The sequence below is a fragment of the Shewanella putrefaciens genome, from assembly GCF_016406305.1.
GTDB classification, from domain to species: domain Bacteria; phylum Pseudomonadota; class Gammaproteobacteria; order Enterobacterales; family Shewanellaceae; genus Shewanella; species Shewanella putrefaciens_C.
Genome location: NZ_CP066369.1, coordinates 2737779 through 2750907, shown reverse-complemented (window position 1 = coordinate 2750907; position 13129 = coordinate 2737779). Strand labels below are relative to the sequence as shown.

Genomic DNA, 13129 nt, shown 5'->3' with positions numbered 1-13129 from the left:
CCGTATTCTATGCGCTGATTTTGACTTCCTTGGAATGGTTATGGCAAATATGGAACAACAGGGTGCGACATCCAAAAGTGTCGCCGTTGTCGGGTGCGGTTGGTTTGGGTTTGCATTGGCAAAGCAATTGGTTAAAGAAGGGTATCGGCTGACAGGTTGTAAGCGCAGTATCGATGAACTTGCTTTACTCACGGATGCCGGCATTGAAGCCTTTCAATTGCAGTTAGGTGAAGATGCCGAGGTTAAGCCCGATGCGCAAGCATTACAAAGAGTATTGCAAACCGATTTTCTCGTGGTCAATATTCCGCCCAGATTAAAGCGTGGCAACGGGGCTTATCTTCAAGAATTACAACAACTCATCGCATTAACCCAAGGTTGGCAATATCAAGGCATAGTGTTTATCAGCACTACGGGTGTGTACCCAAGCCAAGATAAGCTGATGACAGAAGTCGATGCTGCCGCTGAATCCTTAGATAGCCAAACCTTGTTAGATGCTGAAGCCTTGTTTGGCGCGCAAAAAAATAGCTGTATCCTGCGCTTTGCGGGGCTAGTGGGGCCTAAACGTCATCCTGGACGTTTTCTGGCGGGTAAAACCGATGTGCCAGGGGCTAATATGGCGGTAAATTTAGTCCATTTAAGCGATTGTGTACGGGCTATTAGCACCATTTTAGCTGCGAGTTGTCAGGGTAAAACTATCGCTCCGATCTATAATCTCTGCGCACCTTTACACCCCACTAAGGCTGAATTTTATCAAGCTGCCGCCCAGTCCTTAGGCCTAGTGCCTCCGATGTTTAATCAACGGACAATGCCTAGCAAGGTGATAGTCGGTGAGGCGATTGTGGCCGATTTAGGTTTCAGTTACCAATATACGTCACCGCTTGCTATGCTCGCGGCATGTGAGTGAATAAAAGTTAAAGCTAGCCTCAAATTTTCGGTTATCTTTAGCCCTTGTTTGACCAAGTACAATCCCTATATACAACAAATTCAACGAAAAGAGACAGTATAATGAGTGTATTTAATGTTATTCGCCCAGTTGTCGCCTTAGTGTGTGGGCTAATGCTGAGTGCCAGTTTTGCGCTACAAGCGGCAACCTTTGAAGAAGGTAAAGATTACATTACAGTGGCGGGAATAGCCGAAACGCAACAGCCTGTGTTACGGGAGTTTTTCTCCTATAACTGCCCACATTGCTACAAACAAGAGCCGCTAATGGTATCGACGATCGCCTTACTCGGTAAAGAGGTGGCCTTTGAGCGCACTCCTGTTGGTGCCGGGCGTCCCGCTTGGGAATTGAGTCAACTTGCCTATTATGTGGCGCAAAAGCTGAAAATGACTCAACAAGTGCATGAGACTATTTTTAAACAAATCCACGAGAAAGGAGAGCCCTTTACTCGGCCCGAGCAGGTTAAAGCCTTTTTCGTGTCACAGGGGGCCAAAGCCGATGATGTGGATGCGGCAATGAATTCTGTCGATGCAAAATTTACTGTGATGAACTATGACTCCCAAGCAGAATTGGCGGGCCTTAAAGGGGTGCCAGCATTGCTGGTCAACGGACGTTATATGTTAACGTCCACAGCCCATAGCCCGGAAGAGCTCGCACAATTAGTGAAGTTTTTGGCTGCTAAATAAGCCTGAATGCCAGATTGATTTTGTTTATAAACTCATTCTGCCCATGTTTTTGATGACTAACCCAGCGGATGCTGGGTTAATTTTTTGTCTTATGCCCATTAATTAAGCTGCTCTTGATAAACGCGGCTCTTATCTGTACGACATTGGTCTAACCTGCGAAAAAATCACCTCCATCCTTAAAATGTAATTACATTGCTAACTTACTGATTTTAATTGTTATTTCGATTATTTTATTGTGATGCTATTCACAAATTAGACTAAGGTCTTGATTGTGGTCACCCCAGCTGTTGCTAGATTAAACATGACTTAATAATAAAACAGCACAGGGGAGTCGCTATGGGTTTTGAAAACAACGATAAAGCAAAAGGCTACTGGCGCGAGAATTTACGTCTCGTTCTTAGCTTATTAGCTATTTGGGCCGCAGTGTCATTTGGATGCGGCATTCTATTGGTTGATGTACTCAATGAAATCCATTTCATGGGATTTAAATTAGGCTTCTGGTTTGCACAACAGGGATCTATGTATGTATTCGTTGTGCTTATTTTTGTCTATGCGGCAAAAGCCAACGCCTTAGATAAAAAATATAACGTACAAGAAGACTAAGGAGAATTGAAATGGGTGTTCAAGGATTAACGTATCTTATCGTAGGGCTCTCGTTTGCGCTCTATATCGGGATTGCAATTTGGTCACGGGCAGGCTCTACCAAAGAGTTTTATGTTGCTGGTGGCGGCGTGCATCCTGTGGTTAACGGTATGGCGACGGCGGCGGACTGGATGTCGGCGGCGTCATTTATTTCTCTTGCGGGTATTGTGTCCTTCGTTGGTTATGACGGCAGTGTGTACCTGATGGGCTGGACCGGCGGTTATGTTCTATTAGCCCTGTGTATGGCGCCATATTTACGTAAGTTTGGTAAGTTTACTGTGCCTGATTTCGTGGGTGAGCGTTATTACTCCCAGGCGGCGCGAACCGTTGCGGTGATTTGCGCCATCTTCATTTGCTTTACTTACATCGCAGGGCAAATGCGGGGAGTGGGGGTTGTGTTCTCGCGCTTCTTAGAAGTTGAAGTCGATACGGGTGTGTATATCGGTATGGCCGTGGTGTTCTTCTACGCTGTGTTAGGCGGGATGAAAGGGATTACCTACACCCAGGTTGCCCAATACTGCGTACTGATTTTTGCCTTTATGGTGCCTGCTATTTTCCTGTCTGTAATGATGACGGGCCACATTATTCCGCAAATTGGTTTCGGCGCTGAGCTTATCGATGCGGCGGGTAATAATACTGGGGTATATCTGTTAGAAAAGCTTAACAATCTGTCGACTGAACTGGGGTTCGCACCCTATACCGACGGCTCTAAGAGCATGATCGACGTGTTCTGTATTACTGGTGCCTTAATGGTCGGTACTGCGGGGTTACCCCATGTTATCGTGCGTTTCTTCACTGTACCTAAGGTAAAGGATGCGCGTATAACTGCGGGTTGGTCATTGGTCTTTATTGCGATTATGTATACCACAGTACCAGCATTAGCGGCATTTTCTCGCGTAAACATGATCGAAACCATCAACGGTCCAGATCAAAAAGGCGTTGCCTATGAGACTGCGCCTGATTGGATCAAAAACTGGGAGAAAACTGGTCTTATCAAGTGGGATGACAAAAACGGCGACGGCAAAATCTATTATGCTAAAGGCAAAATGGAAGATGCAGCCAGCAGCAATGAAATGAAAATCGATAATGATATCATTGTATTAGCAACGCCTGAAATCGCGAATCTGCCAGCTTGGGTGATCGCTTTGGTGGCCGCGGGTGGTTTAGCCGCAGCCCTATCGACTTCAGCGGGCCTATTGTTGGTGATTTCGACCTCGGTTTCACACGATCTGCTGAAAAAGAACCTAATGCCAAACATCTCTGACAAGAAAGAACTGATGTTTGCAAGGCTTGCGGCGGGTATCGGGATTGTGATTGCAGGTTACTTTGGGGTGAATCCTCCAGGCTTTGTGGCGGCGGTAGTGGCCTTTGCCTTCGGTCTTGCAGCATCGTCACTGTTCCCTGCGATTATCATGGGTATCTTCTCTAAAACCATGAACAAAGAAGGTGCGATTGCCGGTATGTTAACGGGATTACTGTTCACCTCTGGTTATATCATCTACTTTAAGTTTGTTGATCCAACGGCTAACGTGCCTGCAAACTGGTTCCTCGGTATTTCACCCGAAGGGATTGGTATGGTGGGTATGGTGGTTAACTTTGCAGTTGCTGCGCTAGTGAGTAAAGTGACCTCTGCAACACCGCAACATGTACAGGAAATGGTTGAGTCAATTCGTTTCCCTAAAGGTTCTGGCGAAGCAAGCGGCCACTAGTCGTCAGTTGTGTCACAGAGTTGAAAAAGAGCGCTTAGGCGCTCTTTTTGTTATTCGCTCACTGACTTAAGTCGAATATGGCATAGAATTATTGCAGGTTATAGTGAAGATAAATCCACCTAAAATAAGGTGTTGCCAATGAATGCCAGCGAATTGCAGCCCGTTGTGCAATTTTTAAAATCCATTGTTCCCTTTGAAACATTAGCCGATGAAACGGTTTTACGTTGTGCTAAGGCGGTTACTATTGGGTATTACAGTAAAGCATCTCGTTATGTCACCTTTGATGCTAATGCGCCTAAGTTATATATAGTACGCAGCGGTGCCTTTGAGGTGCGCGATCCCGAAGGGGTGCTGGTGGATAGGGTCGGTGAGGGCGAGTTCTTTGGGTTTTCGACCTTGTTATCGGGTGAGAAAGTTGTCAATAAAGTCGCTATCCTAGAGGATGGTTTGGTTTACCATTTGCCCCAGGCTTTGTTTGACCAACTGAGGGGGGACAACCGCAATTTTGATAAGTTTTTTACCCGTGCCTTTGCAAAGCGTTTGCGCCATGAGGCGCGTTTTAAGGCAAAAGATCTGACGACTACAAGCCGTATCAGTACCTTAATGTCACCCGATCCCATTATGATCGATTCCCATGCCAGTGTGACCCAAGCCGCCCTGTTGATGCGTAATGCCCGGGTATCCTCGCTTTTAGTCATAGATAATCACAGGTTAGTTGGCATTTTAACCGACAAGGATTTGCGTAATCGGGTGTTGGCCGTTGGGCTCGATGGCCATTTAGCCGTCCATCAAGCGATGACAGTATCGCCCATTTCAATTTCATCTAATGCATTGATTTTTGAAGCAATGCTGCTAATGAGTGAACATAATATCCACCATTTACCCATTATTGATGAGGGGAAAGCGATTGGCATGGTCACGAGTACAGATATTTTACGTGGTCAGGGCTCACAACCTTTGCTGTTGATTGGTGAAATAGAACGTCAGTTGGATCTGGCGAGCCTTATCAATGTAAGTAAGCAAATCCCCTTGTTATTGCAAAATTTAATCAGTGCCGATGCAAGGGCCGAAGAAATTGGCCGGGTATTAACCTCAGTTACCGATGCTCTGACACGGCGCTTAATTGTGCTTAATCAGCAATTGCTGGGTGAGCCTCCGATGGCTTTTTGTTGGTTAGCCTTTGGCTCCCAAGGCCGGCAGGATCAAGCGGCGTGTTCCGATCAAGATAATGGCCTGCTAGTCGCAGAAGAAATGGATGATTATGCTAAGGGATATTTCGATGCACTCACCCATGCCGTGTGTGCCGGGCTTGATCAATGTGGCTATGTTTTTTGCCCCGGCAATATTATGGCGCAAAATCCACAGTGGCGAATGTCACTGCAACAATGGCAGCAGGTCTTTGAAAAATGGGTGATCACCCCAGAACCCAAGGCGCTGATGCACGCCAGTATCTTTTTCGATATGCGCTCAGTGTACGGTCCGCAAACCCTATTCGATGCCCTGCAGGATAAAGTGTTAGCCCAAACCCGCGATAACGATATATTTTTGGCGGGCATGGCGGGTAACTCACTGATTGAGTCTCCGCCCCTAGGTTTCTTTCGTAAGTTTGTGCTCGAGCGTGATGGCAGCGAAGTTAAAGGCATTGATTTAAAACATAAAGGTAATGCTCTCATCAATGATATTGCTCGTGTCTATGCCTTATCGGCTGGCATCAAAGAAGTGAATACCGCTAAACGCATTCGCGCCTTAATGGAGGCGAACATTCTCAATCGAAAGGATGCCCTGAATTTGGCCGATGCCCACGAGTTTATCGCCCATATGCGTTTAGCCAATCAGGGCTACCAACATACCCAGGGGCAGCCCCTGAGCAATTATTTATTACCCGCGCATTTGTCCTCATTAGTACGGCACCAATTAAGGGATGCCTTTAAGGTGGTGCACGATGCTCAGTCAGGGATGAAAATGAAGTTTATGCGGAGTTTTTAAATGGGCAGTTTGAGGGTAAGGGCCAAGCTTAAATGGCGCATCCTACGCAGTCAGCATCGGTTATTTAAAGATTATTACCAGTCCTTACTGCCCTTACTGGATATGCCCCTGTCCGAAGCGCCACTGATGGCAATGGATTTGGAGATGACGGGGCTCGATCCTATGCGCGATCAAATTTTGAGTATTGGTCTTGTGCCTATCGAGCATGGGGCCATTCCACTGGCGGGTGCAGAGCAGAAATTGGTGCAAATTCGTGGCAGTGTCGGCCAGAGTGCCACTATTCATGGCATTCTCGATAATCATTTAGTGCAAGCTGTCAGTATTGAAGAAGCCATGGCGTGGTTTCTTAGTCGCACCCGTGGCAGAGTTCTCGTTGCACACCACGCCCCTTTAGATTGCCGTTTTTTACAGCAGGATATGCTCGCTATTTATCATCAGCCTGTGATGTTACCGACAATTGATACCCTGTTGGTTGAAAGGTTGCGTTTGCTTCGGGAGCATTCTGTCATCAAAGAAGGCAGCTTGCGCCTTGGGGCTTGCCGTGAGCGCTATGGCTTACCAATTTACTCAGCCCACAGCGCGCTGACCGATGCATTGGCCTGCGCCGAGTTGCTATTGGCTCAAATCGCGGCGATGGGGGGAGCAAGGCAGCTTAACGTTGTTGATCTGCTTGAAAAATCCTTCTGATATTTCAAACAAAAGTGACTTTAAATAATGCATTGACGATAAAAGGATGACTGGACTCATTGAGCCCAGCACACCAAGTTAAACACCGCCAAGATTAAAACACGATATAGAGCGGCCAGCCTAGGAGGCCGATAAGACCTTCTTTGTGCTCGAATCGCTCTAGACGTTCGGGGGAAGCGCCATCGAGTAAGAGCTCGCGGTAGCTTTTCGCAAAGTTGAGGGTGCGAAGTAGGGCAGGGGCAAAGTTTTTACCGAGATCTTTGCTGATGGCTTCAGCTAATTCTGCGGGTAGCTCAGCTAGCGCCTTTTGGGTTTGAAGCTTAATATGCTCAAGGGTAAACCATTCATCTAACAGTGTTACTTTGGCTATTCTCTTTTTCAAATCCTGTCTGACTTTCGCATTATCAAACAACATTCGGTATAACACGGCTTCGGCTAATACACTCTCAAGGTTGAGAAAGTCCAAAGGGTCGTACTGAGTTTGCACATAAAACTGCGCCATTAAGGCGGCGATCGACTGTTGATGCTGGTATTCGACTAATGCCTCTTGATAGGCATGAAAACCCTGCCATTCTTCTGCATCTGGTGGGCTAGAGACTTGCTCAAGGAGGAACTTGTCAACATCCCCATAGAGCGACTTTCCGTTGGCGAGCTTATGCTTGCTCACCGTGCTCAGCATACTCCAGCCCTTTTGGAAGCATTTAACAACACCGTCAGCCGTTGTCAGTAGACGTATAGCTTGTTGTTGATCTTGATGGGAAAGTTCCATTAAACCTAAGCTTACGACACCAATCACATCGTGGGCCGCTTGTTCTAGCAAGTGCATTTTATACTTGTTATAGAACTTGTCGGCCAGTTTGAGACTCATCAAAATGGCTTTGGATTTGATTTGTGACAGCTGTTCACCGCTCAGCGATTCGTCTGCTTGGCCTTGGATCAATACCTTACTCAGGTATGGTCCCTGATCTACATCACGCAGTACCAGTTGCATCAAAAGATTCCTTAATCCAAAAAGCTAAACATATCATCGACTTCTGCGTATTCATCCGCCACTTGGTTTTTCTCTTTGGCTTGGATCACGAGTTCATTGACGAACTTGCTAATGATGATTTCCCAGCCTGAGCTTTCGTTGCGCAGCAGATTTTTGATGGCTTTTTCGACATCGGGTGCTAGCTCATGGATAAGCGCCATCAGACTACGGGGATCATCTATGCTCAAACTGTGGGCTTCTTCACTCTTAGAGCGGCTATCGTAGCCGACGGTGTCGGTGTCTTCTTCGTCATCATAGAGATCGGTAAAGCCATCATCGTCTTGGTGTTGTTCGCCCAACATCATTTCGATAAAGGGGATAGACAGGTAGAAGAGGCCTGCAGGATCGTCGGCAATGCATTCTAAAATGGCGGTTTGCTTTTCTTCGCTATCTTGAATGCGGATTAAATAGGTTAAAAAATCAAAGGTATGCTGTATGAGTTCTTCAGCGTTGTTTTTAATTTTTTCTTCCCAGTACAAAGGTTGCTGACACACTATGTCGCGGATTTGCTCTGGGGTCATCAGTTCAGACATGATTGAAGGGCAGGATATATCATGGTGACTATTAATTTGAGTCAGCGTGACTATGTCCATTTGTTCAATGACTTCAACCAATTGCTCATCACTCATTGTGGTGGCGATGAGTTCGAAACGTTTGCTCGCTTGTTTTGGCTCTACGTCTGCCAGTTCTTTTATTTCGGCAACGGTTATCTCAATGAGACTAGTGTTCATTAGCGGTCCTCATCATCATAGTGATCGTAGTAGCCATCTTCCTCTTCACCTTCATCGTCGTCATCGGAATGACCGACATAGTCGTTGTCATCATCGTCATCGTCTTCACTATGTTTAGGTGCAGGTGCTGCTTTACCTTGAGTTTCAAGTAAATACAAAACAGCGCAGCTTTCAATAAGTAAATCTTCTGAATAGGCTCGTACGGCCAATACTAATGGCAGATCGGCATTATTAAAGCCAATGGTGACCTTAAACTCATCCCATTCGGGTTGGGTGGATGTGTTGATCCAATGGGCCCATTTCAACTTGGCTTCGGCAGGAAATTTCACTCGACCGTAGAGCGCAACGGGGAGATATTCAGGCACTGAATCCAACATTTTTGGATCGGCTTGTAATACTTTTTTGATTTGACTCGTAAATTGTTCTAATGCCTTGGGAGTATCGGGGTCATCATAGGACTCGATATTGTCGTAGGCATTATTTTTTAGCTCATTAATGCGTGAGATATTCAGTTTTTTGGCCATGTGGCATTACTCTACATTAAACGTTCAAGGGTAAAATTGATCCCATAGCTCGCGCATGGCACCAGCGGGATCTGTCACTATCACGTTATTGAAATCTTTGATAAACGCATTTCTAAGCTTGGGGTCTGATAGCACTTCATAGGCTTTTTTAACGCGTTCGAGTTGCAGTGATGCTTGTTCCTTTTCCTCTTCAGAGGCACCTAACAACTTATCTGGATGGTATTTATTTGAGAGTCGTCGATAGGCTTTTTTAATATCGTCTTCTTTGGCGCTGGGTTTGATGCCGAGCACACTAAAGTGGTTAATCATACTTGTACCTGCAGGCGATGGATCTGATATCGCAAGATAAAAAGGGTTTAAATCTGATTATCTTAAATCTTGTGGAATTATGATTAGTCAGCGCTGGATCATAGCAGAAATGCTTATGGGGCGGCAAACACCTGAGCCGCTATTTGTAGACTGTTCGCAGGCTTAGTAGCGCTTTTCGCAGGCTTAGTGGCGCTTTTGAAATAAACGGATTTATGGGAGCCATTTGGTCTACTTGAGGAGAGTCAGCGGTATTGCAAATTTTAGCTACAAAAAAACCAGCTTATGCTGGCCTAGTCGTGATTTAGCTTATGCGCTGTTTTATAAATAAAATTGGTTGCGGGAGCTGGATTTGAACTAACGACCTTCGCCCGTTGTTTATCAAGAGTTGAGCCCGACGAGCAGCCATATTGCAGCTGAGTAAGATAAATTTCGGGTACAAAAAAACCAGCTTATGCTGGCCTAGTCGTGATTTTATATTAATTGGTTGCGGGAGCCGGATTTGAACCGACGACCTTCGGGTTATGAGCCCGACGAGCTACCATGCTGCTCCATCCCGCGTCCGATTAATACTGTTGATAACTGTTTTGATTCTGTCATCTTAGAATTGGCTGCAGTAGCTGGGTTTGAAGTAACGACCTTCGCCAGTTGTTTATAAAGAGTTGAGCCCGACGAGCTGTTTCTATTGATAAACCTATGCTTTAAATTGGTTGCGGGAGCTGGATTTGAACCAACGACCTTCGGGTTATGAGCCCGACGAGCTACCATGCTGCTCCATCCCGCGTCCGATTAATACTGTTGATAACTGTTTTAATTCTGTCATCTTAGAATTGGTTGCGGGAGCTGGATTTGAACCAACGACCTTCGCCAGTTGTTTATAAAGAGTTGAGCCCGGTAAGCTGTTTCTATTTATAAACTTCTACATTAGATTGGTTGCGGGAGCTGGATTTGAACCAACGACCTTCGGGTTATGAGCCCGACGAGCTACCATGCTGCTCCATCCCGCGTCCGATATCTATCTGTATTACTTTACTATTTTTACATTATATTGGTTGCGGTAGTTGGATTACTTATACTCAATCAGTAACGACCTTCGCCAGTTGTTTATAAAGAGTTGAGCCCGATGAGCTGTTTCTATTTATAAACAATTGCTTTAAATTGGTTGCGGGAGCTGGATTTGAACCAACGACCTTCGGGTTATGAGCCCGACGAGCTACCATGCTGCTCCATCCCGCGTCCGTCTTCAAAGCGGGGCAGACTATAACGGCAGCGAGAGGGCAATGCAAGGACGAATCTTAAAAAGTAGGGTGAATGCTCAAATATAAAGCGTAGTGCCGGGGTTTTAGGCGATCTTAGGGCCAGCCTAGTGTTTTGTTCAGTGAGCAGGCACGAAATTGACTGACAAATTCTGGCTTTGGCTAATAACTGTTTATCTTTTATCTATTCGAGCAGGTATAATGTCGCTTTGATTTTGACTGCGTACTGATTATCCCATGCTTAATTTTTTTGCCGCTGCCCCAAAGGGCTTTGAATATAGCTTAGCCCAAGAACTGACTGAATTTGGTGCGACTGAGATTAAAGAAAGTGTTGCTGGTGTGTATTTCACCGCGCCTTTAGCCTTAGCGTACCGCATTACTTTATGGACTCGTTTAGCCAGCCGCATCGTATTGGTTATCTATAAAGGCAGCTGTGAGTCGGCAGAGCAACTGTATAATGCTGCTTATTGTATTGATTGGCCTGCACATTTTTCTAATAAAAGCACTTTTAGTATCGATTTTCATGGTACTGGCGGTTTTATTAACAATACTCAGTTTGGCGCACTGAAGATTAAAGATGCGATAGTCGATAGGTTCCGTGACGATGGCGATGAGCGCCCTAATGTCTCTCGCACCGATGCGGATTTTAAAGTCGATGCGCATTTCCGTAATGGTGTGATTACCATTGCGATGAATTTCTCCGGCCCATCCCTGCACCAAAGGGGTTACCGTTCCACCACAGGTGAAGCGCCTCTAAAAGAAAACCTTGCCGCGAATATGCTAGTACGAAGTGGCTGGCAGGCTGCACCTTCTACTTTACTCGATCCCTTTTGCGGTAGTGGTACAGTGTTGATTGAAGCAGCATTGATGGCGGCGGATATTGCTCCTGGGTTGCAGCGCAGTCGTTTTGGATTTGAACATTGGCGTCGCCATGATAAAACCCTATGGCAAGAGATTGTCGCCGAAGCCAAGGCCCGCGCTTCCTTAGGGGTTAAGCGCTGCGAGATTAAATTTTATGGTTCGGATATTGATTCGCGCCTCGTTGCCCTAGCTAAACGCAATGCTGAAAATGCCGGCGTGCTGGATCTCATCGAGTTTAAGGTCGCTAATGCCCTTAATATTGAGCCGCCCGCGGCAGAAGGCTATCTCATCACCAACCCGCCCTATGGCGAGCGTTTGGGTAATGTCTCTGAACTTTTGCAACTTTATTACCAACTTGGCGATAAATTTAAAAAAGAATTCGGCGGTTGGAAAGTCGCCATGCTGTGTAGTGATATTGAGCTAGTCTCGTCGCTCAAGCTGAAAGCCGATAAACAAATGAAGATGTTTAACGGTGCCCTCGAGTGTGCCTTTAACATTTATACCTTGCATGCGACCAGTACACGTCGTGATACGCCAGTGCTGCCTGAAGGGGTTGATATTGCCGATATCGCGCCCGCCTTTGCGAACCGTATCAAGAAAAATGCGAAGCAGTTAGAAAAGTGGGCGAACAAAGAAGGCATTGATAGTTATCGTATTTATGATGCCGACATTCCTGAATATAACGTCGCAGTCGATAAATATTTAGACTATGTGATAGTGCAGGAATATATGGCGCCAGCGACCATTCCTGAGGCTGTTACAAAGCGTCGTTTAAGTGATGTGCTGTTGGCGTTACCTGCAGCGATTGGGATTAATCCTAATAAAATCATCATGAAAACCCGTGAGCGTCAGAAGGGCACGAATCAATATCAAAAGCTCGATGAGCGTAAATTAGAACTTATCACCACTGAGTATGGTGCTAAGTTTAAGTTGAACTTAACGGGTTATTTAGACACGGGGTTATTCCTTGACCATAGATTGACCCGGCGTCTCGTTGGTCAAAAAGCAAAGGGTCGCAGAGTATTGAACCTATTTTCCTATACGGGTTCTGCGTCGGTACATGCGGCGCTCGGTGGGGCGAAGTCTGTCACCACGGTCGATATGTCAAATACTTATATTGCATGGGCAAAGGAAAACTTTGCACTTAATGGACTGCAGGGTAAGCAATATGAATTTGTGCAAGCGGATTGTTTACAGTGGATCCGCGATTGTACTCTCGATAAAAAAGTGCAGTATGATTTGATTTTTATCGATCCTCCTACCTTTTCTAACTCAAAAAGAATGGAAGATTCCTTCGATGTCCAACGGGACCATGTCAATTTACTCGGCGCCTTAGTGAAACTCTTAAGTCCAACGGGGGAGTTAGTGTTCTCCAACAATAAACGTAAGTTTAAGATGGATATAGAAACACTCACTAAGATGAATATCACAGTTAAAAACATTGATGACATCACCTTGCCGCTGGATTACAAGCGTAATCCCCATATACACAATACTTGGTTAATTACCCATGCCTGAATTGCCACTAGACCCTAAGTCTGAATCGCAGCAGGTTTATGTGCTATACCACACAGAGGGATGCCATCTGTGTGAATTAGCCGCCGAACTGCTCGCCAAGACGGGGATTGCATTTCAAGCCATCGATATTTGCGATGATGAAATATTAGCGGAGCGTTATAGCGTGTCGATCCCTGTTGTGAAAGCATGGGACGGACGCTGCCTATTTTGGCCATTTAACGCAACACAATTACAAGATTTTTTAGGAGCTTAG

At 45.8% G+C, this 13129-nt stretch carries 12 protein-coding genes and 4 tRNA genes; 8 read left to right on the top strand and 8 right to left on the bottom strand.

The window, feature by feature from the left end:
* The first annotated feature begins 40 nt into the window (after positions 1-40).
* The 6 genes from JFT56_RS11965 (at position 41) to JFT56_RS11940 (ending at position 6650) form a co-directional block, all read left to right on the top strand.
* Positions 41-904: an SDR family oxidoreductase gene (locus tag JFT56_RS11965; protein WP_198780317.1), complete on the top strand. Its 864-nt coding sequence runs from the start codon at positions 41-43 to the stop codon at positions 902-904.
* A 101-nt stretch (positions 905-1005) separates the two neighbouring features.
* Entirely contained in the window at positions 1006-1626 is a 621-nt protein-coding gene (locus tag JFT56_RS11960) for a thiol:disulfide interchange protein DsbA/DsbL (protein WP_198780316.1), read from the top strand.
* Between the two features lie 336 nt (positions 1627-1962).
* The gene (locus tag JFT56_RS11955) at positions 1963-2229 is read left to right on the top strand and encodes a DUF4212 domain-containing protein (RefSeq protein WP_198780315.1); all 267 of its coding nucleotides are present in this window, start codon (positions 1963-1965) and stop codon (positions 2227-2229) included.
* Positions 2230-2240: 11 nt separating this feature from the next.
* The gene (locus JFT56_RS11950) at positions 2241-3977 is read left to right on the top strand and encodes a sodium:solute symporter family protein (protein ID WP_198780314.1); all 1737 of its coding nucleotides are present in this window, start codon (positions 2241-2243) and stop codon (positions 3975-3977) included.
* Positions 3978-4115: 138 nt separating this feature from the next.
* Complete coding sequence (locus JFT56_RS11945; protein ID WP_198780313.1) at positions 4116-5963, top strand: DUF294 nucleotidyltransferase-like domain-containing protein; 1848 nt, start codon at positions 4116-4118, stop codon at positions 5961-5963.
* Entirely contained in the window at positions 5964-6650 is a 687-nt protein-coding gene (locus tag JFT56_RS11940) for an exonuclease domain-containing protein (RefSeq protein WP_198780312.1), read from the top strand.
* Between the two features lie 94 nt (positions 6651-6744).
* On the opposite strand, the gene atcC is transcribed toward JFT56_RS11940, so the two are convergent.
* From atcC to JFT56_RS11900, 8 genes are all read right to left on the bottom strand, one after another.
* Positions 6745-7641: a cold adaptation protein AtcC gene (gene atcC / locus JFT56_RS11935; RefSeq protein ID WP_198780311.1), complete on the bottom strand. Its 897-nt coding sequence runs from the start codon at positions 7639-7641 to the stop codon at positions 6745-6747.
* Positions 7642-7652: 11 nt separating this feature from the next.
* Positions 7653-8411: a cold adaptation protein AtcB gene (gene atcB / locus JFT56_RS11930; RefSeq protein WP_198780310.1), complete on the bottom strand. Its 759-nt coding sequence runs from the start codon at positions 8409-8411 to the stop codon at positions 7653-7655.
* The gene (gene atcA, locus JFT56_RS11925; protein WP_198780309.1) at positions 8411-8935 is read right to left on the bottom strand and encodes a cold adaptation protein AtcA; all 525 of its coding nucleotides are present in this window, start codon (positions 8933-8935) and stop codon (positions 8411-8413) included. Before atcA ends, atcB begins: the two co-directional genes overlap by 1 nt.
* Positions 8936-8959: 24 nt before the next feature.
* Entirely contained in the window at positions 8960-9244 is a 285-nt protein-coding gene (locus JFT56_RS11920) for a J domain-containing protein (protein ID WP_198780308.1), read from the bottom strand.
* Positions 9245-9725: 481 nt separating this feature from the next.
* Positions 9726-9802 (bottom strand) — tRNA-Met (locus JFT56_RS11915).
* Positions 9803-9948: 146 nt separating this feature from the next.
* A tRNA-Met gene (locus JFT56_RS11910) sits at positions 9949-10025 on the bottom strand.
* 146 nt (positions 10026-10171) lie between these two features.
* Positions 10172-10248, bottom strand: a tRNA-Met gene (locus JFT56_RS11905).
* Between the two features lie 152 nt (positions 10249-10400).
* Positions 10401-10477: transfer RNA gene (locus tag JFT56_RS11900), tRNA-Met, on the bottom strand.
* 257 nt (positions 10478-10734) lie between these two features.
* Between JFT56_RS11900 and rlmKL the strand changes: the two genes are divergently transcribed.
* Both rlmKL and JFT56_RS11890 read left to right on the top strand, forming a co-directional pair.
* The gene (gene rlmKL, locus JFT56_RS11895; protein WP_198780307.1) at positions 10735-12876 is read left to right on the top strand and encodes a bifunctional 23S rRNA (guanine(2069)-N(7))-methyltransferase RlmK/23S rRNA (guanine(2445)-N(2))-methyltransferase RlmL; all 2142 of its coding nucleotides are present in this window, start codon (positions 10735-10737) and stop codon (positions 12874-12876) included.
* Positions 12869-13129, top strand: coding sequence for a glutaredoxin family protein (locus JFT56_RS11890; RefSeq protein WP_198780306.1), 261 nt, complete (start codon positions 12869-12871; stop codon positions 13127-13129). Before rlmKL ends, JFT56_RS11890 begins: the two co-directional genes overlap by 8 nt.